This is a genomic window from Candidatus Zixiibacteriota bacterium, assembly GCA_019038695.1.
Taxonomy (GTDB): Bacteria; Zixibacteria; MSB-5A5; order GN15; family FEB-12; genus B120-G9.
On record JAHOYZ010000021.1, the window covers coordinates 1 to 24,324 of the forward strand.

At 49.3% G+C, this 24,324-nt stretch carries 21 protein-coding genes, 2 rRNA genes and 1 riboswitch; of the genes, 20 read left to right on the plus strand and 3 right to left on the minus strand.

Annotated elements, in window-relative coordinates; all coding sequences use genetic code 11:
- The 9 genes from KOO62_07025 to KOO62_07065 all read left to right on the plus strand — a co-directional run.
- Window positions 1–861 (plus strand): 23S ribosomal RNA (locus KOO62_07025); the annotation flags it as partial.
- A 100-nt stretch (window positions 862–961) separates the two neighbouring features.
- Window positions 962–1,078, plus strand: a 5S ribosomal RNA gene (gene rrf / locus KOO62_07030).
- Between the two features lie 78 nt (window positions 1,079–1,156).
- On the plus strand, window positions 1,157–1,702 hold the full coding sequence (locus KOO62_07035; GenBank protein MBU8933745.1) for a hypothetical protein: 546 nt from the start codon (window positions 1,157–1,159) through the stop codon (window positions 1,700–1,702).
- Window positions 1,687–2,142 (plus strand): hypothetical protein, encoded by a 456-nt coding sequence (locus KOO62_07040; GenBank protein ID MBU8933746.1) that lies wholly within the window; start codon window positions 1,687–1,689, stop codon window positions 2,140–2,142. The genes KOO62_07035 and KOO62_07040 overlap by 16 nt, the downstream gene beginning before the upstream one ends.
- Before the next feature lie 677 nt (window positions 2,143–2,819).
- Entirely contained in the window at window positions 2,820–3,182 is a 363-nt protein-coding gene (locus KOO62_07045) for a DUF1801 domain-containing protein (protein MBU8933747.1), read from the plus strand.
- Window positions 3,182–3,577, plus strand: a complete 396-nt coding sequence (locus KOO62_07050) for a VOC family protein (protein MBU8933748.1) — start codon at window positions 3,182–3,184, stop codon at window positions 3,575–3,577. Before KOO62_07045 ends, KOO62_07050 begins: the two co-directional genes overlap by 1 nt.
- A 155-nt stretch (window positions 3,578–3,732) precedes the next feature.
- A riboswitch (cobalamin riboswitch) is annotated at window positions 3,733–3,935 on the plus strand.
- A 67-nt stretch (window positions 3,936–4,002) separates the two neighbouring features.
- On the plus strand, window positions 4,003–6,039 hold the full coding sequence (locus KOO62_07055) for a TonB-dependent receptor (protein MBU8933749.1): 2,037 nt from the start codon (window positions 4,003–4,005) through the stop codon (window positions 6,037–6,039).
- Window positions 6,040–6,199: 160 nt separating this feature from the next.
- Complete coding sequence (locus KOO62_07060; GenBank protein MBU8933750.1) at window positions 6,200–6,619, plus strand: hypothetical protein; 420 nt, start codon at window positions 6,200–6,202, stop codon at window positions 6,617–6,619.
- A 254-nt stretch (window positions 6,620–6,873) separates the two neighbouring features.
- Window positions 6,874–9,606 (plus strand): hypothetical protein, encoded by a 2,733-nt coding sequence (locus KOO62_07065; GenBank protein ID MBU8933751.1) that lies wholly within the window; start codon window positions 6,874–6,876, stop codon window positions 9,604–9,606.
- A gap of 202 nt (window positions 9,607–9,808) precedes the next feature.
- On the opposite strand, the gene KOO62_07070 is transcribed toward KOO62_07065, so the two are convergent.
- Window positions 9,809–11,314: an oligosaccharide flippase family protein gene (locus tag KOO62_07070; GenBank protein ID MBU8933752.1), complete on the minus strand. Its 1,506-nt coding sequence runs from the start codon at window positions 11,312–11,314 to the stop codon at window positions 9,809–9,811.
- A gap of 163 nt (window positions 11,315–11,477) precedes the next feature.
- On the opposite strand from KOO62_07070, the gene KOO62_07075 reads away from it, so the two are divergent.
- The 9 genes from KOO62_07075 (at window position 11,478) to KOO62_07115 (ending at window position 19,901) form a co-directional block, all read left to right on the plus strand.
- Entirely contained in the window at window positions 11,478–12,584 is a 1,107-nt protein-coding gene (locus KOO62_07075; protein ID MBU8933753.1) for a hypothetical protein, read from the plus strand.
- A gap of 291 nt (window positions 12,585–12,875) precedes the next feature.
- Window positions 12,876–13,079, plus strand: a complete 204-nt coding sequence (locus tag KOO62_07080) for a hypothetical protein (protein ID MBU8933754.1) — start codon at window positions 12,876–12,878, stop codon at window positions 13,077–13,079.
- Window positions 13,080–13,171: 92 nt separating this feature from the next.
- A complete protein-coding gene (locus KOO62_07085) occupies window positions 13,172–15,091 on the plus strand; it encodes a tetratricopeptide repeat protein (protein MBU8933755.1) in 1,920 nt (639 codons plus the stop codon).
- Between the two features lie 32 nt (window positions 15,092–15,123).
- On the plus strand, window positions 15,124–16,116 hold the full coding sequence (locus KOO62_07090) for a hypothetical protein (protein MBU8933756.1): 993 nt from the start codon (window positions 15,124–15,126) through the stop codon (window positions 16,114–16,116).
- A 48-nt stretch (window positions 16,117–16,164) separates the two neighbouring features.
- Window positions 16,165–16,923: a MotA/TolQ/ExbB proton channel family protein gene (locus KOO62_07095; GenBank protein ID MBU8933757.1), complete on the plus strand. Its 759-nt coding sequence runs from the start codon at window positions 16,165–16,167 to the stop codon at window positions 16,921–16,923.
- Between the two features lie 3 nt (window positions 16,924–16,926).
- A complete protein-coding gene (locus KOO62_07100; protein MBU8933758.1) occupies window positions 16,927–17,415 on the plus strand; it encodes a biopolymer transporter ExbD in 489 nt (162 codons plus the stop codon).
- Window positions 17,416–17,488: 73 nt separating this feature from the next.
- A complete protein-coding gene (locus KOO62_07105) occupies window positions 17,489–18,142 on the plus strand; it encodes a biopolymer transporter ExbD (GenBank protein MBU8933759.1) in 654 nt (217 codons plus the stop codon).
- Window positions 18,143–18,145: 3 nt separating this feature from the next.
- Entirely contained in the window at window positions 18,146–18,874 is a 729-nt protein-coding gene (locus KOO62_07110) for an energy transducer TonB (GenBank protein MBU8933760.1), read from the plus strand.
- Window positions 18,875–19,157: 283 nt separating this feature from the next.
- Window positions 19,158–19,901 carry a TonB family protein gene (locus tag KOO62_07115; GenBank protein MBU8933761.1) on the plus strand — a complete coding sequence of 248 codons (744 nt, stop codon included), beginning with the start codon at window positions 19,158–19,160 and terminating at the stop codon, window positions 19,899–19,901.
- 103 nt (window positions 19,902–20,004) lie between these two features.
- On the opposite strand, the gene KOO62_07120 is transcribed toward KOO62_07115, so the two are convergent.
- Entirely contained in the window at window positions 20,005–21,207 is a 1,203-nt protein-coding gene (locus KOO62_07120) for an aminotransferase class I/II-fold pyridoxal phosphate-dependent enzyme (GenBank protein ID MBU8933762.1), read from the minus strand.
- A 226-nt stretch (window positions 21,208–21,433) separates the two neighbouring features.
- Between KOO62_07120 and KOO62_07125 the strand changes: the two genes are divergently transcribed.
- Complete coding sequence (locus KOO62_07125) at window positions 21,434–21,943, plus strand: energy transducer TonB (protein MBU8933763.1); 510 nt, start codon at window positions 21,434–21,436, stop codon at window positions 21,941–21,943.
- Between the two features lie 169 nt (window positions 21,944–22,112).
- Here KOO62_07125 and KOO62_07130 read toward each other — a convergent pair whose 3' ends face one another.
- Complete coding sequence (locus KOO62_07130) at window positions 22,113–23,546, minus strand: VCBS repeat-containing protein (GenBank protein ID MBU8933764.1); 1,434 nt, start codon at window positions 23,544–23,546, stop codon at window positions 22,113–22,115.
- Window positions 23,547–23,842: 296 nt separating this feature from the next.
- On the opposite strand from KOO62_07130, the gene KOO62_07135 reads away from it, so the two are divergent.
- Complete coding sequence (locus tag KOO62_07135; protein ID MBU8933765.1) at window positions 23,843–24,301, plus strand: hypothetical protein; 459 nt, start codon at window positions 23,843–23,845, stop codon at window positions 24,299–24,301.
- Window positions 24,302–24,324: the final 23 nt, after the last annotated feature.

Here is a 24,324-nt window from a genome sequence, read left to right on the forward strand (position 1 = left end):
TACCCGTATCGGGACGGAAAGACCCCGTGAACCTTTACTATAACCTGACATTGGTATTTGGTGTTGCACGTGTAGCATAGGTGGGAGACTTTGAAGCTGGCACGCTAGTGTCGGTGGAGTCACCGGTGAAATACCACCCTTGTGTCATTGGATGTCTAACCTAGGGCCATGAATCTGGTCCAGGAACAGTATCAGGCGGGTAGTTTAACTGGGGCGGTTGCCTCCCAAAATGTAACGGAGGCGCGCAAAGGTTCCCTCAAGCCGGGTGGTAATCGGCTGTAGAGCGTAAAGGTATAAGGGAGCTTAACTGCGAGACATACAGGTCGAGCAGGTTGGAAACAAGGTCTTAGTGATCCGGCGGTAGCGAATGGAAGTGCCGTCGCTCAACGGATAAAAGGTACTCCGGGGATAACAGGCTGATCTCTTCCGAGAGTCCATATCGACGAAGGGGTTTGGCACCTCGATGTCGGCTCATCACATCCTGGGGCTGAAGAAGGTCCCAAGGGTTTGGCTGTTCGCCAATTAAAGTGGTACGTGAGCTGGGTTTAGAACGTCGTGAGACAGTTCGGTCCCTATCTGATACGGGCGTAGGAAACTTGAGGAGAGTCGATCTTAGTACGAGAGGACCAGATTGAACCAACCGCCGGTGCACCTGTTGTGGCGCCAGCCGCATCGCAGGGTAGCTGCGTTGGGAATGGATAAGCGCTGAAAGCATCTAAGCGCCAAGCCAACTCCAAGACTAGATCTCCCGAACTTCGGTTCCTGAAGACCCCTGGAAGATTACCAGGTTGATAGGTCACAGATGTAAGCGCAGTAATGTGTTCAGTCGAGTGATACTAATCGGTCGTGAGACTTAACCGATATAAAAATTTGTTACTTGATCGTATGATCAAAGCGGCACAGCCTATTAGGCGATGCCAAAGCAATATCGCGTCTCGAATAAAAATCTATGAAAAGTATTCCCGGTGGCGATGGCGACGGGGCCATACCTGTTCCCATTCCGAACACAGAAGTCAAGCCCGTCTACGTCGATGGTACTGCGTGGGTCACTGCGTGGGAGAGTAGAAAGCTGCCGGGTTTAAATTAAAAACCCCTCTAGTAATAGAGGGGTTTTTTTGTGATTGACGAGAGCTGTTTTCATGTTATCGTGTAGCCTATGGACTTAGACATACTAAATCACATCGGTACGGTGCTTGGCATCGTTGTAGGGGTTTCAGCACTAGTTCTCGGGGCTGTGAACTTCCTACGGGACAAAGCCAAGGTAGTTGTTGGAGTTGTATGGGATCTAAGTGTGACCGATGGTTATGAGAAACTACTACGATATAGATTGCCGATGTTCACTGAGGAGCAATTGTCGAGAATACTCGACCAGAAAAACGCAAATCCAAGTAAATACTACGCGGTAGTTACCATTCACAATACTGGAAGAAGACCCGTTTTCGTAAGTCATGCATGTTTCAAACTCCCTAAGGGGTCTAGGCCTTCACGCTTTCTCTTCAAAGACGCTATCGCGGGGCGAACATTGAAAGAAGGTGACCCTCCCATGACCATTGTTATGGAACAAGTAGGTATGGAGAAGTATTCGCGGGATTGGAGGGACGTTATTGCCGAGGTAACGGACTCCACGGGCAGGGTTTGGAGATCACAACGGACAAAGAAGAAGCACAAGCCTTCTTGGGCGAAGGCATGTCAGAAGTCCTAACGATATCCCTAACAGCCGCCTTAACTGTATTAGGTGGATTGTTTGTGCTTGTTGTTGGCCGCCTGACTGAGAAGTTTCTCATAGAGCCGATCATCAGGTTCAGGAGTACAGTGAGAGAAGTGGCATATGCTCTCGACTTCTATGCGAATGCCTACTGCAATCCGAGCACTTTGATGACCGAAGATCTACAGCTGGCTAGTAGGGAACTCCGTCATCTTGCGGGCCAACTTCGTGCAAACTCCTATGAACTAACCACAAGACCGTGGATTCGCCTGCGTGCCAAATTGCCCACGACACAGGATATCGACGAAGCCTCGTCTAACATGATCGGGCTTTCTAATGGACTATTCGCCGTTCATCCCGATAGCATTCACGATCTGATTGATGCAAATTTGAAGAGAGTTGATGCCGTGAGGTTGAAGCTGTCAATACGGACTTGAGGCTGGCCCCGGTGCCCCATAGCTTGCTATGGGTTCAGTCCGAGACAACACCGGTACCCCATCCCTAAGCCCCTTTGGCGGGCGTCGGGTGGGTATGTAACGCCCTTTCCCTACAACATCACACCAACTTGTTCCTCCCGTCCCTTGTTTATGAGACAAGCACAAAACGGACGAACCCCAATTCATATCCAAAAGCAATACAAAAAGTGCCCCATATTCACTACAATTTCACGGCATGAAACTATAAGCAAATCCGCCGTACGCATCCAATGACAAGGAGTTACACCAAAAACGCAAAACGCGTATTACCAAACGAACCCATTTTGAGAAGAGAAGACTGGATTCCCGCTTTCGCGGGAGTGACAGGAAGGGAATCGTCGCATAGGAATGGGGCAGACGAGGGCGTCTGCCGCCCACGGAAACAAGAGGCAATCCAAGATCAAAACCAAGTCGAACGCTCTGTCATGCCGGACTTGATCCGGCATCCAGTTCTGGATTGGAAGCCTGGTTTCCGGCGTTCGCCGGAATGACGTTAAAAGAAGGTTCGGAAGTGTTTGCAGGCTGGGCCACCGCCCAGTATACACAACTGGAAGGTCTATTTGTGATTGTGCCAACATCAGTGTCACGGTATATAGCAAAAAAAGGAAATCTATCGTTAGTTCTCAGCAATAGGTAATATGATGGAAAAGAATGAGAAAATTCTCGATTTCATGATGATATTGAGCAAGAATGAAGAGACCATAGTATCGCGTTTGAGAAAGTTGGCTCTTAAACAATCTGATGAAGTGCGTGAAGATATAAAATGGAATGCCCTTTGCTTTTTCAAGGGTGATCGTGCTTTTGTCGGTATTATGCCATACAAGAAGTATATTTCCGTAATCTTTGATCGTGGTGTGGAATTGGAAGATCCAGACGCAATGCTGGAAGGCAAAGGTCACATCATGCGGCATATCAAGATTCGGTGTCTGAATGACCTGAAGGAAAAACACCTGTCTTCATATATCAAAGGATCGTTCTTATTGGATGAGGAGGAAGAGTAATGATCGCAGAAACAGTGTCTGCGTGCATCGTCACAGAGAAGATTGAAGAATCCCGTGACTTCTATGTAAAGCACTTCCATGCTAAGATCACATTTGACTGCGGTTGGTATGTGAATCTACAAATCGGCAAGGAAACTTCCGAGCTGCAGTTCATGTCACCGCAAGAGCAGGGACCTCCAGCATGCAACCCGGCGGGTCTGACATATAATTTCTCGGTGTCAGATGTGGATGCGGAATATGAACGACTTACTGGTGAGGGTCTAACTCCCATCATGCCAATCGAAGATCACCCGTGGGGCGATCGTGGGTTTGCAATTCTGGATCCGAATGGAGTCATGCTCTACATCTACTCCGACAGGGAACCAGCGGAGGAGTTCAAGCAATACTTCAAATGAGATAACAATGAGTGTCCAGCTCAAACTCATTTTGACCGGGAATCTTATCACCACGCCCCCTTCGACTCCGCTCACTGAAGATAATAGTAGGTCAAGCGGCCTGCCGCTTGACGATCGCGCTAATGTACTTGACTGTTACTCTGTTCCGAATTACCATACCCCTACATCGTTGTGGTGCCGTCCGATGGGGACGGATAATAGGGAAGATGGTGAGACTCCATCGCAGCCCCGCTACTGTAACGGCTACTCGTTCGACACTATGCCACTCGTAAATAGACCCGCCGATGGCGGCACGGGGAAGGCGTCGAACGGGGTTAATGCCCAAGCCAGGAAACCTGCCATAACCGCATTTGCATCCAGGCGCCGTCTGCGCGGGTACGACGGTTTGTTCTTCCGCGCCGGTGGCTGCTCAGGAGGTCATCATTATGAGGCGCGTTTTTCTTTGCACGTGTCTGGTAGTTGTTTGTGGCGCGTTGGGAGCCACTGCAACCGAGAACAAAGGCAGTCTTGAATCGCCGCATCAGCTCGACGATTCAACCGTTGTCACCGCCAATCGCTACGGCCTATCGTTCGAACAAGCGATCTGGCCCGCGACAATCATTTCCCTCGACCGGGAGTTAGCCCAACCATCGTTGGCAACTGTACTTGAAGGTCAAGCCGGAGTCGACATTCGCAGTTACAATGGTGACGGTTCGGTGGCGACGCTTTCCAGTTGGGGGGTGTTCAATCGTCATATGCTGCTTCTATACAACGGACGAGTGGTTAAAGACTATTCGTTGGGCGGGTTCAATCTTTCCGATTTCAGTGCGGATGAATTCGAGCGCGTGGAAATCGTTAAAGGACCGCAGTCAGCGTTCTATGGTTCGGATGCTGTCGGCGGAGTGGTGAATCTCATTTCGCGCAACGCGATGGTTCAGCGGACCGATTTTGTTGGTCGGATTGGATCGTTCGGATACCGGCAATATCGTGCCGACATGGCTCACAAGATTGGTCCGTTGGGAATCGGGGTCGGGATGGAGCAGGTCACGACCGATAACCGACGCGCAAATGGTGGAGTCGACAGGCTACTCGGCAGTGTGCGCGGCGACTATGTCTCCGGTGATAATTGTCATGCCCTGGCATTTACCGCTCGCTACTTCAACGACAGCCTTGGTGTGCCCGGTCCGGTGCCCGATCAGGATTTCATTCCGGCCTACGGCAACAACGAATCCAATAGCCTCACTGCCCGGCAGCAGGATGAGAACTATTCGTTTGACCTTCAATATCGATACGACGACGATGAATCGACCCGTGGCCAGGTTGATCTGTTCTGGGAGAAGAAGGAGTTGGAATATAGGTCGCTCTACAACTACAGTTTCTTTTATGAAGGGGAAGATGAATCGTTCAATGTCGATTCTGTTGATGTGCTGGCCTACAGTCGGTATTTGAAACGGTCGTCCGGCTTGTCGGTCAGGCTCATAAGAGATACGGGACCAATGGTTCTGGCCGGGGGAGTGGACTGGCTGTCAGGGTCTCTTCATGCCAGCAGCGATGATACCAGTCACGCTACCAATATCGTTGGGCCATTTGCGCCATACGAATATGGATACGTAACAGCGGCCGACTGGGATGGGCGTCAGAACCAATTTGATGTGTGGTCGAATGTAGCCTCTACCGAGTGGAATCGCATGCACATCGATGTGAGTGGGCGACTCCAGTTTGTTAGTGGAAGAAAAACGCAACCCTCTTACAATCTGGGCTTGAACTACCATGCCACACATTCTGTTCGTGTCAAACTCGGCTATGCCTACGCCTTTCGTCTACCGAGTATTGCCGAGCAATTCGCTGACGATGTTTATACTGCCGGCAACTCTGGCCTTGATCCCGAAACAGCGCGATCTCTTCACGGCAGCGTCGCCGTTTCTGCTCTGGGCGACCGGTTGAGTTGTATGACGACTGTTTTTCACCAACGTATCGCCTCGCTCATTTTGTATGAGTACAATCCGACGATCTTCCGCTCGGCGCCGGTGAATGTTGAGCGTTTCCGTTCGACCGGAATTGACATCAACCTGGAAGCCGATCTGGGCAGTGGAATCAGTTTGAGCTGGGATGGGGTTGTACAAGAGGCTGAGCAGACTACCGATCATGGGCAGACCTTTGTTAAGGCATATTATGTACCGGATATCAAGTGGCGTGCGGACCTTGCAGTGCATTCTGCGCTCTGGGATGGCAGTGTGACGGTGTCACACACTTCCGAGCGTTCGATTGAAATGTGGGGGGGAAGCGAAAAAGAAATCTCATCCGTCTATGAACTGGGACTGGGAGTGGGAGTTCATTTGTCCCGTGTCTTTCACTTTGGATTATCCGTTCATGATCTCACTGACCAGCGTCGTCCGGATCAGTTTGGGTTTACAACAGGTGATGGCGACTATCCCGGTTTGGGCCGAAGGTTCCTGCTGGAAGTTAAGATTTCGCCACGTTGAGTGACTAACAGCATTTCGGCGATGCGTTCGGCGAGGGCAGAAGGGGGGCGCAATTGTTACAATCGGCGCTTTAGGCATTGACTGCGACGGATAGGAGCAGTATACTAATAATAAGCCCAGTCATTGCAAATTGGCTAGACCGCTCGACAGGATGGAAGTTATGAACGGATGGCACTTGGAATATGATATTGACGTTGATGAGGAAAATGGCGTTGTCTACGAAAAGATCTACGGCATTTTTCGTCCTGATACAACTCTGGCATATCTCAGGGATTTCGAGGAGAAGGTCACTCCGATTATTGAGAAACCCTGGGTTGAACTGACTGACCTATTGAAGTGGAAAACCTGTCACCCGGAATGTATCAGAATGATAGGCGATCATCTACGATGGTGCCGTGAACACAATATGAAGTGGTCGGTCAATATCATAGACAATACGGTTACTTATGGCCAGTTGAAGAGGATGATAGCCATCGGTGGCACGCGCAGTATTTCCAAGATGTATCGTAACCATAAGGACGGTGCGTTGTTTCTTCGCGAACAAGGATTCACGGTAGGAGAGTTTTTAGGGGGGCGTTGAGTTATGAAAATGGGAGTAAGCAGGGGTTGGTCTGCTTCCCATTCTTATTCCAGTACCAGTGAGAGTTTACAATCTATTCTTCGATTTGCTAATTTGTAATAATGACCGTTATTACAAATTATTCTCACTACTACCAATGCAATCATGTTGACAATATTAGTTGAATGGAGTATCTTATTAATCTTAGGAACCAAGCGTGCTACACGCTGAAATACATATCAAGATACTGCAAATTGTAGGAATAAGAGGTACTTATGAAAACAGCATACTTGTTCGTATTGATATTCTTATTATCCGCCTTGGTTATGGCTGCGCCCCCTCCGGGCTATGAACCTCAAAGTGAGTTTGAAGACTCCAAATCTATCGACAATGACACGTATATCAATGCCAATAAAATCCTGATGTTTGTAACAAACCACGGCAATTTCGGTCGTGATCTGGCTGGTATATTCGGCAATGATTTCGGTACATATTATCCATACGTTTCCAATCAGGAAATTATGAATAGCAATCTCGATATGAGTGTACTATATGCAGCCGGACTATGGATGGGTGGCCTTGTCAACAGCGAAATTCGGGTGGCCATCGCCGAATACTCCGATGAGTACGTCTCCGGTCCAATGGCAGGTGGAACCTATCAACCCGATAATCCGGATTTCAGGGTTTATAAGCTGTACAAAGACAGTTTAGAAAGCAATCCGAACATCGATTATTTGCAATGGCCGGTTGATCAGGGCGCGCCGGTTGATGAATCAGGAAATCCACAGATAATCGGTGATCAAATGCTGTGGGCAGTTTTCAACGACGCCGATCCGCTTCAACACGATAACCGCTCAGGGGAAACCGCTCCGCTTGGAATAGAGGTGCAGCAAACAGTCTGGGCAGAGGATCAAGACGGTTCTATTACTATACCTCTGAGCTATACGATACCGGTATATCACTATGGTTATTCAGATGTGGGCGTAGAGGTAGATATTGTTGACGGTTCGGCATTCACTGGTGATGATTACATGGTTGTTATTGATAGTGTCGTAGGGTATGGTGCGGTCTGGAATCTGATAAACACGACAACCAGCGTAGAACTCCTTACTAACCAGACGAATTTCAGCGGAGATGACAGCAGCCCGGTTGTAGATGGTTTAAGAATAAGAGTAATTGTGCCCGAAGGTATCTCATGGAATTGGAGTGGTTCGACAAGACCATTTACAAGTGTAGACTGGGGAGGATCAGGGTTCTTTGGCGGAATTGGTTTGGGATATGAATTCTTCGGTTCATCATTTGACTTCATATCTCCATTTAATGTAGAAGTACGATGGATAGAGGACGGAACCGGTCAAAACGGATATTGCTACCGTCGCGATCAAGGCTATACCTATGATGGATTGTTTCCCCAGAATCTTACTGTCTGGGATGTAACCTCTTCACCCGAACGGCAAATAAATTTTGCTTTTGTAGAGTTTTATGATCCTTCTAATACGAGTGGACAGGACGCTGACTCGATCTGGAATCCTGGCGAACAGTATGATATTAATGGATTCCGTGATAGCCTAGCCGGTAGGGAGTACTTCTTCATCTTAGATTCCGATTATTCTCCTTCGGAAATTCCGGCATATGCACAGGATCAAGCCTTGTTTAATGATTTTGGTAACTTCGATTGCTTGATCGGAGGATGGGTTAGACATCGTTATGGTGATGGCAAACCTGATCCGGGTGATATATGGAGAATTAATGCCCAAATTGGTAATCCAGGCATACCGGATACATTTACGTTCACTCCAAGTTACGAACAAGCAACCAGTGGTCCGGAAGGAATATCGATATACATAAAATACAAATTGTATAATAAGGGCGGGAATACAATTGATGATTTTTATATATCGCTCTGGTCAGATTCCGACCTCGGCCAGGCATCCGATGATCTTGTTGGCTGCGACACTCTGGACGATATCTTCTTCTGCTATAATGGCGAACCGATAGACAATAAATACGGAGTATATCCACCAGCCGTGGGATTCAAAGTTCTCGAAGGACCCACTGTACCATCACCGGGTAGTACGGCAGTTTTCGACGGAAACCATATACCCGGATACAAAAATCTCGGACTGACTGCCTTCATTAAATATATCAATGGAACCGATCCTGATGATTATGAAGAGACTTATAATTATATGCAGGGTTTGAACAGGGATGGTACACCGCTTCCCAACGGTACAAAGTATGCGGTACCCGGGGATCCTGTAACAGGTGTAGGCGATATTGATTCTGATCCATCAGATTGTCGGATGATGGGGAATTTTGGACCCATGACATTTAATCCCGGCGACAGCCAATATGTCTTAATCAAACTTGCGGTTGGCCAAGGTTTGGATTATTTGTCCTCTATTACCGTTCTTAAAGAAGTTCTAAATTTCGAACCACCACCTTCACCGACAGAACTGATAGCTGCCATCCGGCCTGATCCGCAATACGGTTTGTTCATGTTTGCACTGGATCCGCTTATGGATACGATATTCATCACCCGGCAAGGCAGTGATCCTGTAGGTGATATAGATTATTCCAGCCTGTTGATCAATGGGTCGATGGTACCAGAATCGGTTACACTATTACCGTCTCATCCCGATTTCAATGGGGAAGTACTGGCTTTGGTTATCCCGGCCAAGGAATTCATAATGGGTTATGGGCTACCGTGGGGTATCAACGAAGTCACCTATTCAGTTAGCGGTGCTTTCTCCGATGAGACTCCGCTTCTTCTTAATGGCTCGACTATCATTATTGGTCACATACCTGGTGACATAAATGGAGATGGGAACGGTCCCAATGTGGCTGACTTAACATTCCTGGTTGATTACCTATTCCTGGGTGGTCCTCATCCCCCGGTTATGGTGACTGCTGATCTTGATTGTAATAGGAGCATCAATGTCAGTGAGTTGACATTGTTGGTAGATCATCTTTTCAAGGGAGGACCGGCTCCGGTAGCGTGTCCGTGAAATATCCTACTGTGGGAAGCAGTGTTACTCTCTCTGCTTATATGCTGCTTCCCACTCTTATGTTAATAATTCATCAACCTCCCTAACCCCCCAGATCTCTACTCCTAAAACTCGGGACTCCGATTCTAGGGTTGTAGTTATAGCATCAAGCTTCGCTTGTGACGGCAAGAAGAAAGTAATGTCACATGGAGGTGACTGCTTTCTATCGTCCCGTCCATCCTCTGATCCGTTTTCTGTCTTCTGGTTCCACCAGGAAATATCCGACTGTCAGACAAATCGCCAGGATGACAAACAGGTTACCGAAGAACCCGGTCCATGTTGTCGGCTCCCAGACCCATCGAATTAGATACGCAGTGGGTAGTGTCAGAGCGGCTCCTGTCGTTCCGGCCAGGGCAATTCGACGCATGATTCGCCACCAGGATGTTTTGACCACTTTCGACATCATGTAGGGGTAGAGGGTTGTGAACAGTAGCAGTTGCGGAATTACTACTGCGAAGGCCATCCCCAAAATTCCATACTCACGGATCAGGAACACAGCCAGAATGAGTTTGAGAACCGACTCGCACACCAGCACCACCAGCAATTTGCGGTGTTCCTCAATGGCAAACAAGATAGCATCACCGATGATCTGTGGCAGCAATACGGCCGTACCTACGGCCAGAATACGCATGACATCAGCGGCCTGTGAGAACTCTGGTGCCAGCCAGAGATCAACGAAGTTCTGGGCGTAGATCACGACCCCGACTGCGACTGAGAAGGAGAAAAAGCTGACGTACTTGATTGCTCGCAGATAGACACTGCGAATGACTTCCAGAGGACTGGTGGCTTCGATATGCGAGACCGCCGGCACAAGAGGAATAGCTATGGCATTGATGATACCCCGCAGGTGGCGCATCAGTTGAGCACCCGGGCTATATATTGCTGCCGCTACTGTGGAGTTCAGCAAACCAAGCAGTACGGAGTCAGTGTTGTATAGAATCAGCCAGCACAGGGCGATGCCCATTGAGATCCTGGAATATGTAAATAGCATCCGCGCTGTTGGTTTGTCGGCTTGTGAGGGGGCAATCTGTACTTCCGGTTGCTGGTGCAACAGAATTCCAGCTGCCACCAGATGCTTGACCACAGTCAGGAGCAGAATTACCAATGCGAGCGCCACCAGACCGTGGCCACGGGTCAGCATGAAAACCATAAGCGCAGTACGGATTATTTCTTCGGAGACATTCAAACCGTTGACAATATCGTAGCGATGAAACGCGCCGAGCGAGTTGCCGAAGGGGAGAGCCACGAAATTGAAAGCCATGAAAGCCCCGAGAATTATCAAAGCCGTTCTTCCTTCATGCATCAGCGCCGGATCGGATATTTTGAAGTAATGGAAGAACAGAGTAGCAAAGCCAACCACGCCGGCCAGAACCAGTGCACCAGTGAAAAAATAGAGTACGTTGGCTGTATTGAGTACTCGATTGATACTATCATGGTCACGACGAGCAAGAAACTTACTAATATACCTGGTGAGAGCCGAGGTTAGTCCGCAGTCAAGCAGTGAAAAATAGAAGACAGTCTGAAAGATTATTACCCATACACCGTAGCGTTCACCACCGAGTACCGAAGTTATGTAGGGTACAAAGAAAAAGGTGATTATGATCCGTACCAGATAGGCAGACCATGATGAGCACATGTTCTTGAAAAATTGTTGACCAACATTAAGCACGAGTTTCCTCCGGTTGGATCAAAGCTCCAATTCGCCACAACAGTAAACGACATTGTTTGTACCGGTGTCAAGCAGGGGAGAGGTAGAGTTTTTTGTTTTGCGCGGTGATCGGGTGGCAGCGTATAATCCATGTAATGATACTGGACGTTCAGGAGGAACGAATATGTTGGCTATTATCTTGACCATTCTATTGTCTGCTGTGCTTCTCATGGATTCCGTTGGTGTAGCGGCTGCGGAGCGACCGTCGCTCTTTGGGTTTTCGCCAGCCTATCTGGAAGATACCCTGACAGCGTTCACGCCGCCGTCGAATCCGCCCTATCGCACAAGAGAGGAGCGGACCAGAGTAATTATTCAAGTAGATGAATCCGGTCGCGTGACCGGTGTCGAGGCCGATGATAGCCAGCAGTCTCCCACTGCAACATATGTACGCGACTATCTAAAGACGATGGCATTTGAACCGGCGCTATTTGAGAATCAACCGATAGCGTCACAGTTGCCGGTCTATGTCACTATGCAGCCTTCCCGCAAGTATCCCGATTTCATGTTCCCTTTCAGTGAGGATGGGGGAGTAGTAGATCGCGAATTGTACCTGGGGACATTCGAACTTAATGATATCCGTCTTCCTACTCTAAAGATGTTCCCCAAGTACTTTTGCAGTTTGCCTGATGACAGTACGAACCTATATCGGTTTATGATGCTGAAGATTGCCCTTGACGAGCATGGGGAGGTTCTCGACGTCCAGGAAGTGTTTTCGACCTATGCTCCCTGCACACAGATGATTTCGTCAGCGGCATTGTGGGCGGAGTATGCTCCAGCTGTGGTCAAAGGGAAGCCGGTTTCGTCCGAATGTTTTGTAGCCGTTTCACTTTTTCCGTCAATAGCTTTCTCTCTCGGAAAGTGGAGACCCGATGATTCGGATACTCTATCGCCAACACAACGTTGGCGAGTCGAGTTGATTGCCGACACCGTTGGTCTGATGCGTAAACCGGTACCTCGCAGAGCGGGTGAGTTGGTGATCAATGTTTCGGCTCGTGCATTCCCCACTCGAGATACGGTCAGCGCTGTCCTCATGTTTGATACTTCAGGTAACGCCTCTGTACGTCGAACGAACAAAGTGTCAAAACCTATTCGCAAAGCAATAGGGGAGTTGCGGGGTCGACTTGATTTTCATCCTGCACTCGATTATGCCGGTCGGCCTCAGCGATTCTCCGGACTGGTGCATCTCGTGCTTGATGTTAGTGGAAGGATACGAATCGACTGTCTGTGGTAGCAGGTTAGGTGATTAGAGTCGTATCTGCGTAACAATAGGGGGAACACTCGATTACAGGCTACTCATTTTGGTATGTGCTGCGCATATCTTGCGTTGGGAGCATTTAATACACACGTTGTAATATTCCACCGATCTGTATCATGTTGTTTGTCAACGACTAATGGCGACAACGAGGATCGCGCGTCCTTTTTGGCATGATTATTGAACTATTCTGTGACTAGCTCACCGTTCTACCGCCATTTGCTTTGGAAGAAACAGACGAGTCAACTGTAGTACGAGAGGAGTGACAACATGGAGTGGACCATCAGGATACTTAACCTTCTGTCGGCGGTACTATTGCTCGTGACAGGAATCTATGTTCAGGTAGGATTTGCTGTAATACTTTCCCCTGCCGTCAGGATGCTGATTGTAGCGGGCGCCCTACTTTACTTTCTGTTGCGGCTGGATCAGTTTATGCCTAGTGAAAGAGATATCTCGCCGTCGGTAGAGCGGTGATTTGGCGAAAAAAAGTTTAGCTTGACAACATTGTAATTCAGATTATTATGTGGTCTTGTTTGTTATAATGGTAGAGAGAATATGTGACTCTAATGAATAGGTTTTTGATGCGATTTGCTTATCAAGTATTGTTTGCTGTTCTTGTTTTGGGAGCAACAGCTTTGGTTCAGGCCGAAGATGTTAAACCGATCATTAATGAGGTTCTCACCAAAGGTGATACCGTCAAAGCGATTGGGCTTCTCGGCAATGAAATCGATGTCGACCCGGCTTACCACTACAACTACTATATATTGGGAAGAATCCACTTCAATCAGGGTCGATGCCCCGAAGCCCGCGACCAGTTCTTAGTGGCTCTGACCAAGAAGAAGAAACACCTTGAGTCCAAGTACTACCTGGGGCTTTGTTACATCAAATTGGGTGAGCTCGACGAGGCCGAAAAGCTGATGGAAGAGGGCCGGAAAAAGGCCAAGAAGGACCTGAAGCACATGTTTGAGAATGGCTACGGGTTGGTAAAACTGGCTCAGGGGGATTATCGGGAAGCCGATCATGCCTTCCGACAGGCTCTCGTAGGGGATTCTATGAATGCCGAGTACCATATTAATCTCGGTGATGCGAATTTCTATTCGGGTGTTCCTTATCTGGCTATTGTGGAATATGAGAAAGCTCTGCAGTTGGACACGGCTAGTCTTGAAGTGTATTTTCATTGGGCTGAAGCTTGCCTGGAGACGAAGGATTATGGTTGTGCCATCGAGAAGCTTCGTACTGTGCTCCAGAAAGACAGCACCCATGCCCCGGCGTGGATGCGGGCCGGCGAGATTTATTTCAAAGCGGCGCTGTCTTCGCGGTCGCGTGCCGAACGAAACGAGCGATTCAAGGAAACGATTGGATCTTACAAGCGGTATCTTGAGTTGGCTGCCACCGAGCCGGATTCTTCCAATGTTCGTGTGTTTTTTGGTCTCGCACTATCGTATGTGAATCTGTCTGGATGGGAGGAGTCGGGTAAGTATTTTGAACAGGTTCTGTCGATTCCTTACGAGCCCAAGGATGTCTACTTCTACTATGGCAAGTCGCTCTGGGGTACCAAGGAGTATGCCAAAAGTGCCGAGATGCTGATGAAGCATATCGAGTGGGTGGGTCAGCAGGATGCTGATTACCATTCGCGTATCAGCGAGGCCGAATTGTACCAACTTTTGGGTGACGATTATTTCTATCGCAAACCTGACAAAGATTATGCCTCGGCTATACCTCATTACAAGAAGTCACTTGCAGCCAGACCGGAACAGAAGCGACTGCTTCAAAACATCGCTATTGGTTATCATTCGCTTCAGTCATACGCACAGGCGATTGAATACTACGACCTGCGGATCGAAGCCGGGCTGGATTCCACCAGCGCTTCGATCGTGAAGAACGCTGCATATTGTGCACTTAACCTAGCCAATCAGGCGGGTGACGGCGACGATGAAGATATTGATGAAGAGGAAGAGGACATTGCGCTTCCGGCCAGTCCGGAGGAGTTGTATCAGAAGGCCGTGGATTACATGGTGCTGTACATCGAGTATCACCCAGAGGATGTCAAAGCAATGTTGATGGTGGCCAACACCTACCTTTACCAGCTGTCCAACTGTACTGAAGGGGTCAAGTATTTCCAGCAGTTGCTGACTGTTGATCCGGACAATTGTGACGCCAAGAAATCGCTCGGTTATGCCTATTTCGGTGGAGTTTGCAACAAGAACTACACCAAGGCTCTGGGATATCTCAAAGATGCCTATACCTGTTACAAGTCCACCGATGCTGGTGGGCCGTGTACGGATGTGGCGTTGGTGCTATGGGTAGCTCAGTGTTACCATTTGCGAGCTGCTGAAAAGACTCAGAATCAGGGAGATGGTGCGGGCGAGGATGATTTTAGAGAAGCTCATAAGTGGTATGGTCGTGTGCTCCAGTGTGAACCCGGACATGCTGAAGCCAAGAAGAACCGGGATGAAATCCAATTCGAGTTTTCGGAGAAAAATTGACCGCAGACTCATGTTGCTGCCTGGGAGTTTGAATGCCTGAGAAGGACAAAAAGAAAAGTAGTTCCAATCGCGTTAGTGATCAGGATCGTTTCAAGTTCATCGGTTTCGAGGTTTTCCCCGGCAAGCCGAAGGACCTGTTCAAGTCTGACGCGGAAAAAAAGAAATTGATGGATGAAGTCCGTCAGAAGCGGGATAGCGGGGATATCCTCAGAGATTGCTCTCTTATGGAAGAGCGCATCAATATGAGTGATCGCATCACCCTGACGGTCGCTTCGGTGGTAATCTTCATTACGCTGTTCATCCCGTGGTACGGTCTCTACAATGAGATTGAAGAGATAACAACCGTGCCAACGCCGGTTGATAGCACGGCAGTAGCCGCCGTTGTGGTTGATTCGCTCGCGACTGACAGTTTGGGAATTGCCCTTGTCGAGAGTGACTCTGCAATTTTGCTATCCGAGACGGCTGTAGAGGAAGAACCTTCAGAGGTGGCTGTAGTCGAGGATACCGTTGAGGCGAGTGAAGAACGACCTGATGCTGCTGTAGCGAGCAGGAGTACTGCCGAGGAAGTTATCCACGGCTATGTGGCGAAGAAGAAGGTCCACAAGGAGGTGGTTCACAAATCCGGTTTGGGTGCTCTCATCTCCATTGGTTCTGTCGGGGGGAGCATGTTCTCATCCGGCTTTGTCCTAATCCTTACGGCGGTCATTTTCTTGTTTTATACGCTACTTAGTATTGGACTTCCCGCCTATACCCTCTACGGCATTTTTGGTGTCAAGGGTGATGCGGATGAAAAGGCGTTGGAGTTGAAGAAGATTCTTCGTTACAACTGGATTCCGTTATGCTTGTTCGTGTTAGCGTTGCTCCTGTCGTTTTTCGGAGCGGACTACGGCTTCGATTCCGTAGCAGCATTTTCCAGCCTGGGAGATTCTTATTCGGTTGGTGTGTTCATGGATTCTCTGTCATGGGGAATCTTAGTGTCTCTGGCCGCCTTTGTTTTGGTGGCTGCTAAGGGATCAGAGATTTGAAGAAAGAACGTATTAGTTATAGTATAGTTACTTTGGAGGATTGACCCAGTGGTTAAACAGACGATCTTTGTGACGCTTAATGCGATCGTAGCCTTCGCGATAGGCGGTGGTCTCTTTTACGGTGTATTTAGAACGTCGGAGAATCCCATCATTCACTCGGTCTACCAGGGTGGTCCGCTGGTAGTCTTGTTGATCGCGATTTTCATCATGTGTATGGTATTCGTAATCGAGCGCTACGTTTCGTTGTACAAGGTGGCTAAGGGGAAGAGCTCGGTACAGGTTTTCTTTAAGAAGCTTGTCACTCTGATCCAGAACGATGATTTTGATGGCGCTCTGGCTGCCTGCGACAAGCAACGCGGTACAACTGCGAATGTCCTGCGGGCCGGTATTGACCGTTACCGCGAGGTCAAGGATAGTTCAGCTTATGACTCTGAGAAGAAAATCACGCTGACCCAGGCTTCGATTGAAGAGGCCAATGCGTTGGAAGGACCATTGTTGGAACGGAACCTGATCGCTCTCTCGACGATTGCGTCCATTGCAACGATGGTCGGTCTGCTGGGAACGACGATTGGTATGATTCGCGCCTTCGCCGCCACCGGTAATGTCGAGGGTGGCGTTATTGATGCTACCGCTCTGGCGACCGGTATCTCCGAGGCGCTGATCAACACAGCTGGTGGTTTGCTGTCTGGTATTTTGGGTATCTTCTTCTACAACTTCTTTGTGAACAAGGTGGATGCTTTCAACTACACGACCGATGAAGCCACTTTTGAAATTATTCAGATCCTGAAAGCGAAACAGGGGATCTAAGTCATGGCCGGAAAGAAACGGCGAGTTGCAATTACAATTGATATGACGCCGATGGTGGATATCGCCTTCCTGTTGCTGATTTTCTACATGGCGACCACCACGTTTAAGCCGCCGGAGGCACGCGCGGTAGAATTGCCCGCATCTCATTCGCAAATCGAATTGCCGGGCAAGGACATTATCAACATCACGATCACCAAGTACGACTCAATCTATGTTGATTATGTCCAGATCGCTACCATTGAGATCGAAGGTCAGATGGTTAACACTACTGTTCGCTATGTTCGCACCTGCGACAAGTACAATGTTTCGGAAGAGATTAACCGCGCTCGCGCCAAGATTCTCAGGGCCTTACTTGTGATCAAGGCGGACCGGCGGGCGAGTTTTGGAATTATGGATGATGTGATGTCGTCGATGCAGGAAAATCACCTGGAGCGATTTCTTATCATCACGGACAACGAAGTTGAGACGAAGGCGGCGGCGGAGGGCAGTTGAGCCTTTCGATGCCTGTGATTGTATAATTTAGTAGGACTGACACACGATCCTGAGAGGAGAGTGATTATATACCATGGCCGGTGACGTAGTAGAACGCCAGAAAAAAGGCGGTAAAAAAGGTCTAAGACGGCCGAAGCGCAGAATCTCGATCCGCATCGACATGACGCCGATGGTGGATATCGCTTTCCTGTTGCTCATTTTCTATATGGTATCAACGGTATTTTCCATGCCTCAGGCGATGGAGATTAACCTTCCGCCGGATGATCAGACTGAGGAGATCGAGGTCAAGGAATCTAACCTGTTGACCATTCGGATCGACGAGGAAAGTCGTTTCTGGTGGAATCTTAAGACCCCGACACCGGAGAACCTGCCGCTGATGCTTCCGTCGAATCCTAATAAGCCGGATTCGATAGTTTACAAGCTCAACCCGGATACTCTACAGGGCTTGCTTCTGGAACAGAACCGAGCTAACGACAAGCTCAACACGCTAATCCTTATTCACAAAGATGCCACTTATGCCGACATGGTAGACATTCTGGACGAGGTTGACCTTATCGAGCGTTCCTGGAACAAGTATACAGCCGACCAGCTCGGTAAGAAAGTAGATGAGCTTACCAAGGATGAGAAGTTCTCTTATCGCTACGCTATCGGTGATTGGAACCCACGCGATGACAAGATCCTAGAGGCGGCTCTGGCCAATGTGATGGCAGCAGGAGGAGGTGAGTAAGATATGGCTGATAACACCAACAGCGCTCTGTACTCATCTTATGGTGCCTATGCTCTGAAAGCCAAGTACCAGCAGAGTTTCATAATCGGTACTGGATCTATGCTCGGTTTTGTGTTGCTCATCCTACTCATTGGGTGGGTGATCTCCATAATGGGCGAGGAAGACTATCTTGATGCCCCTGCGGTCGTCATCAAAACTGTGGCCGATCTGGGACCTCCACCGAGTATCAGCAAGCCCAAACCACAGATCGAACTTGCCCAGCCGAACGTCGCAGCCCCAAAGGTTGGTATCCCGAAGCCTGTCGCAGATGATGAAGTGTTGGACGAAGATGTGGTTATCGCTACTCGCGACGAACTGGCCGAAATCGTGGCACCGGATATCTCATCTTCGAGTGACGCCGGTGACATTGTCGTGGACATCGCCGATGATGATTACCTGCCGGCACCGGATGAGTTCATAAAGGTGGAACATATCCCGGAGATGATTCACTCGATAGATCCGAAGTACCCGCGCTTGGCCGAGCAGGCCGGGATTACCGGTGTTGTATGGGTCAAGGCGCTGGTCGATGAAAGTGGCAGCGTGCTTAAGGCGATTGTGGGCAAAACATCGGGTACCACTTCGCTGGACGAAGCTGCAGTTGAAGCAGCCTACAAGTACAAATACAAACCCGCGATTCAGAATGGCCGACCCATCAAATGTTGGGTGACTTACAAAGTTGATTTCGTACTGTAGATTGTAACTTATAGATAGTAGAATAAAGAATATTTACACCCTCCGGAGGTTTCTTCGGAGGGTTTTTCTATGTCTGAATCTGATTTACGGTCCTGTTGCGATTTTGTTGTAAGCAAAAAGGGGACTCTGTGCGTCATTATGGTGAATCCACACAGGTTGATTCCACCGCAGAACTGTGTGGAAGATGTTGTCCCGCCTCACCTGCGTAAGGTGCCCTTCACTGACATTGGAATGCCGCTCGCCAGGCGGCTCAACCAATACGAAGGAGGTTGGGATGTCTTCAATGAAACACAAGCAGCGCACCCCTTATGGTGCATACGAACTCAAAGCGACCTACCAGCGCAATATGCTGGTGGCTATGATGATTGTTACTAGCGCAGTGTTGGTCGTTTTGTTGGCGGCGGCGGTCGCGGCACAACTGAGTGCCGTCGATGTTGAGCCGATTGATACGCAGGAAGAGTACATAGAGATCATCATTAACACCACACCGCCACCGACGATAATTCGTGAAAAGAAAGACTTTACAGTGGAGGCTCCCCGGAGGAAGGAGAATGTTGAAGTCGGTATTCCGACACCGGTTCCTGACACGGAAGGACCGGACGAGGATATGTTGATCGCATCGCAAGCCGATCTGAGGAACAAGGTAGGGACAAACCCTTTTGACGGTGGAGGTGGGGCTGGTCCGGAGACTGATTTGCGGGGTAGGTCACTTCCTCCTATGAGCGATTGGGAACCTCGCATGGGTGACTTCGTCAAGGTCGAAGTAGAGCCTGAGATGATCTACGAAGAGACACCCACGTATCCGAAGCTTCTCCAGAAGGCAGGGATCACCGGTATAGTATGGGTGTGGGCATTAGTGGACGAGCAGGGGAAAGTGACAAAGGCACAAGTGGCCAGATCGAGCGGGAACGATGCAATGGATGAAGCCGCCGTTAAGGCCGCATACAAATGCCAATACAGCCCTGGGATCCAAAATGGCCGACCGGTTAAGGTCGGCGTGACATACAAAGTAGAGTTCGTGTTGTAGGTTGATTTGGTACCCAACGATGACGATCGGTACATACCACAATTCGATTCTCCCCCGACGCCTTCGGCTCTGAGTGGTGTACCGTTTTGTACTGCTGGCGAGACTACGAGACCTTCTCCAGTGCACTTTCGAGGTCGGCTTTCAAGTCGTTGACGTCTTCTATCCCGACCGAGTATCTTACGAGTTCATCCTTAATGCCAGCTTCCTCTCGTTTCTCCTTTGGTATACCGGCATGAGTCATCAATGCGGGAGATTCAAGCAGGGATTCCACTCCGCCGAGCGACACCGCGATGGTGTTGAGCCGAACGCTGTTCATGAAGGTTCTGGCTCCGTTGAGACCTCCCTTGACGCCGAAGCAGATCATCGAGCCGGGACCTTTCATCTGCGTACCACTTTTCACCAGGTCATATTTGGGATGGTCATCGAATCCGGGGAAAACCACCCATTCAATTCTTGGATGATTCCTGAGGTAGTCAGCTAGAGCGATCGCGTTATCCTGCATGACCGTCATCCTGAGGCCGAGCGTCTTGACGCCCTTGAAGAAAAGTGCTGCCGAATGCGGGGACAGGGTGGCGCCGGTGTTCATGACGATATTCCGTAGATCATAGAAATCTTTTTCGGTCTTTGAGATAATCATCCCGCCAACCGCGTCAGCATGGCCACCAATGGATTTAGTCATGGAGTGGACAACGACGTCAGCGCCAAGATCGAGGGGATTCTGGAGGAATGGAGAGCAGAATGTGTTATCTACAACGAGGGGGATATTTTTGCCGTGAGCAATCTCTGAGACCTTTTTGATGTTGGTTATCGAGAGAGTGGGGTTTGCGGGAGTCTCTATATAGATGAGTCTTGTTTCTGGTCGTATCGCCTTCTTGACAAGGTCCAAGTCAGAAGTGTCAACAAATGTAGCCCGGCACCCCCATTTGCCGTAAAAGAAATCTTCTTCCAGAATAGTGCGCGAGGGGCCGTACATGGAGGCAGTTGTAACAGCATGGCTGTTCTTGTCCAGGAAGTGGTAATAGATTGCGTTTGTAGCCGCCATCCCGGAGGCTGTGGCGATTCCGCCGTAGCCGTGCTCAAGATCGGCAAGCTTGTCTTCCAGTGCTGATACGGTCGGATTATAGAGCCGGGAATATATTCCTTTCTTGTCTCGACTGGCAAAGCGAGTGGCACCGTCGTCGCAGGTTTCAAAAGCGTACGTCGAACATTCTTCTATGGGGGGGTTCACCGGTCCTGATTGTGCATGATAACCAGCGTGAACTGTCCGGGAATTGAAGCCCTGGTTTCGTTTGTCAGTCTTGCTCATTTTATCGAATCTCACTTGAGTGTTTGTTGGCTGTCGTCAACTTTAATACGGAATCAATCATGCGTTCATAATACGGTCTCAATGATCAGGGAACAAGTGATCCGATGTGAAGAATTCTTTCGATTTGTGTGAATACTTTATCTGTTTCCCTCGTATTACACATAAGAGGAGTGAGACAGTACTGCAGACGAAGGCAACTGGATTGAAAAGAAAGGATTGGGAGGAAATGAGAAATCATGGAAAGGCAAATCAATCAGCTGTTCAAGCCCGGGTGCTGCCGTATTTGACTCTGCAAAACCGCCGGATTAGGGTATTAGTCGCTGCCGTGACGACTCTGATGGCCATCGCGCTGTTGTGGGCCGCGCCAAGTTATGGAACAACGGTGACAGGGGAGAGCACATCGCAAGGCGACAGCGCCGTGATGCTTGACTCGCTGCCTGATATGAATACGTTCATTCCGGTCGACACTCAGCCGGAACTGGTCTATCGTCATCCGCCCGAATATCCTCGTATCGCCGAGAATGCACGCATCACCGGCAGAGTTTATCTCAAAACGTTGATTGATGAATCGGGTGAGGTGCTCAAGTCGGCCGTACTGAAATCTTCGGGCAATGTCTGGCTTGATCGTGCGGCTAAAAAGGCAGCCGCGAAAAATAAATACAAACCAGCAATTTATCAGGGGAAGCCGATTCTGTACTGGGCAACCTACAAAGTAGATTTCGTTTTGGGGGATTAGGGAACTTCTTTTCTCACGCGCCCTGCGTCGTGATTGCAGCCTCCGGGTTTATGCCCGGGGGCTTTTTTGTGAACATTGTCACACAGGGTGCTATGCTCAGCCTTGTCATGCCGGACTTGATCCGGCATCCAGTCTCCCAGTCAAGCGGCAGGCCACTTGATCGCGGATCCTACCTGATCAAGAGCATCTTCTTCGACGATACATGCTCGCCCATCGTGATACGGTAGAAATACACTCCCGTCCCGATCGCTTTGCCGCGGCTATCGGTTCCATCCCATTCCTTCTCGTAAGTGTTTGCTGACTGCACTTCGTCCACCAAGGTGGCAACGCGTTGGCCGAGGAGGTTGTAAATGTCGATTACAACTCTGCTCTTAGTCGTTACGTTGTACTTGATCGTGGTGGCCGGGTTGAAGGGGTTGGGGTAGTTCTGGGCCAACTCGAAACCTGAAGGTACTTGTCCAAAGGGACTGTCATCAACTCCCGTTGCCGTTTTATTGAGAAGGATAGAGACATTGTCGGATTCTCCATCAGCCACGGCCAGGTCATTGTCGCCATCGCCGTCCAGGTCAGCCGCAAAGACTGACAAGGGTAAGTTTCCCGTCCCATAATCGACCGCCGCCTGGTATGTTCCGTCGCCATTGTTTATCAGGATATAGACATTGTTGGAATTCTGATTAGCAACCGCCAGGTCGATGTAAGTATCCTCGTCAAGGTTAGCCGCAAAGACTGAATAGGGATAATTCCCCGCCGCATAATTGACCGCAGCCTGGTAAGTTCCGGTATTATCAATATTCATCAGGATAGAGACGTTGCCGGAACTATAATTAGCCACCGCCAGGTCGCTGTCACCGTCCTCGTCAAGGTCGGCCACAAAGACTGAATATGGTCCGTCTCCCGTCGCGTAATTGACCGCAGCCTGGTATGTTCCGGTATTATCAATATTCATCAGGATGGAGACATTGTCGGAATTATAATTAGTTACCACGAGGTCAATGTCATCGTCGCCGTCAAGGTTAGCCGCAAAGACTGATATGAGTCCATCTCCTGCGCCGTAATTGTCCGCCGCCTGGTATGTCCCGTTGCCATTGTTTTTAAGGATGGAGACGTTGTTGGAAGTGGTATTAGCTGTTACCAGGTCTTTGTACCCATTGCCGTCAAGGTCAGCCGCAAAGACGGAAGAGGGTTCGTCTCCTACACCGTAATTGACCGCCGCCTGGTATGTTCCGGTATTATCAATATTCATCAGGATGGAGACATTGTCGGAAAAATAATTAGCCACCGCCAAGTCGATGTCACCGTCCTCGTCAAGGTCAGCCGCAAAGACGGAGCTGGGGCCGTCTCCCGTACCGTAATTGACCGCCGCCTGGTATGTTCCGTCGCCATTGTTTATCAGGATAGAGACATTGTCGGAAATGGTATTAACTATTGCCAGGTCGTTGTACCCATCGCCGTCAAGGTCAGCTGCAAAGACTGATCTGGGTTCGTCTCCCGCCGCGTAATTGACCGCCGGGGCAAACATATTCTGAGCGAAGACATTGGCTGCTAGAGAGACTGTTAGCAGAGCAGCCAATATTGGAATCCTGAAAAGTGAACAAGTTTTCATACAATCCTCCATACGTAAGAAATGATGATATGGGACTATCATAATAGTTCCGATCCAGTCGGTCAACTGGAAACCCAGATGTCGGGTTTCTCATTTGTCCGTCTGACGCCGGACTCACTCGGAACCACGACCTACACAATTTGTAACCTACTATCAGTCATACTAATACCGCAACCTTCTTGGCGTCTTCATTACCCCGTGAGTTTTTCCTGATTAATTTGCTTGACAACTGCACAAATGTGCAGTATTGTTGATTACAAGCCGATACAAGGAAGTAGCTGGAGAAAGGAAAGAGCATGTCGGAGTTCCTTTTTGGACACAATGCAAGTGAAAATCATGTAGATCAAGCCGCCTGTCGGCTTGACACGGAGAAGAAATTCCATGCCCCGTCAAGCGGCAGGCCGACAGTATCACTGCAACTTGCCCCACCGCCACTTCATATGAATGGGGCAGACGGGGGCGTCTGCCGCCCACTGGATCAAGGCCGCTCGGATGTCGGTGTTATGTCTGTGGCGGGTGAAGGAGAAATATCATATCCCTGGGTTGAGATCAGCCAGGATTTGGTTCACAGTGATACTGTCCGCAGTGATACTGTATGCAGTGATACTGTACGCAACCGCATTGGCGAGGCTGGTGCTTCGCCTGATCGGTGTCACTATGTTAATGCTGCTAGCTGTCCCGACTGTGGGTCGGGTATGGTGCGCTTGGGGAGCTGTTTCAGTTGTCCCGCCTGCGGTTGGGGGAGTTGCTGCTGATTATGGATCGATGGGATACCATT